At 59.6% G+C, this 1110-nt stretch carries 1 protein-coding gene; it reads right to left on the reverse strand.

Going from position 1 to position 1110, the window contains the following annotated elements:
- Positions 1-80: 80 nt before the first annotated feature.
- Positions 81-992, reverse strand: a complete 912-nt coding sequence (gene lpxC / locus ACPYOD_RS19110) for a UDP-3-O-acyl-N-acetylglucosamine deacetylase (protein WP_167031507.1) — start codon at positions 990-992, stop codon at positions 81-83.
- Positions 993-1110: the final 118 nt, after the last annotated feature.

Below are 1110 nucleotides of genomic sequence, written 5' to 3' on the forward strand. Positions count from 1 at the left end.
AGATGTGTATAAGAGACAGAAAAAAGGCCGCGATTCCTCGCGGCCTTCGGTTTCGCTGCTGCTTGCTGCCGCTTGGGCGCTTAAACGGCCTGGGCGGGATGGGCGTAGGAGATCGGCGCCTTCGCCGGGTCCTTGAAGCTGACTTCTTCCCATGCCGTGGCGTCGGCCATCAGGCTGCGAAGAAGCTTGTTGTTGAGTTCGTGGCCCGACTTATGCGCGGAATACGCGCCGATCAGGCTGTGACCCAGCATGTAGATGTCGCCGATGGCGTCGAGGATCTTGTGCTTGACGAACTCGTTGTCGTAACGGAGGCCGTCTTCGTTCAGCACGCGGTAGTCGTCCAGCACCACGGCGTTGTCCATCGAACCGCCGAGGGTGAGGTTACGCTCCCGGAGCATCTCGATGTCGCGCATGAAACCGAACGTGCGTGCGCGGCTGACTTCCTTCACGAACGACGTGGTCGAGAAATCCATCTCGGCCTGCGAATTGCGCTTGTTGAACAGCGGGTGGTCGAACTCGACCGAGAAGCCCACCTTGAAACCGTCGAACGGCTCGAGCTTGGCCCACTTGTCGCCGTCCTGGACGATAACGGGCTTCTTGATGCGGATGAAGCGCTTCGCGGCGTCCTGTTCCTCGATACCGGCAGACTGGATGAGGAACACGAAAGGACCCGCGCTGCCGTCCATGATCGGCACTTCGGGCGCCGACAGGTCGACATAAGCGTTGTCGATACCGAGACCGGCCATGGCCGAGAGCAGATGCTCGACGGTCGAGACGCGAACGTCGCCGTTGATCAGCGTGGTCGACAGACGCGTGTCGCCGACGTTCTCCGGACGCGAATGCAATTCGACAGGCGGATTGAGGTCGGTACGGCGGAATACGATGCCCGTATTCGGCGCCGCGGGACGAAGCGTCATGTACACCTTGTCGCCGGTATGAAGACCGACGCCCGTGGCGCGAATGATGTTCTTGAGCGTGCGCTGCTTGATCATGTTGGGCAGAACCTTGTGGCAGCAGCCTTAAGTGGCGCACATGCTAACACAGTCTTAACCTCGGAATAAACAAACCGGACGGTACAGTCTACCATTGGCTTCACCGTTCCTTCAGCAA

This window comes from Luteibacter sp. HAY1-4A (assembly GCF_056755355.1).

What these genes read in the sequence shown, in the direction of transcription:
- lpxC (WP_167031507.1), bottom strand. Translation starts at nt 992, where the DNA reads ATGATCAAGCAGCGCACGCTCAAGAACATCATTCGCGCCACGGGCGTC.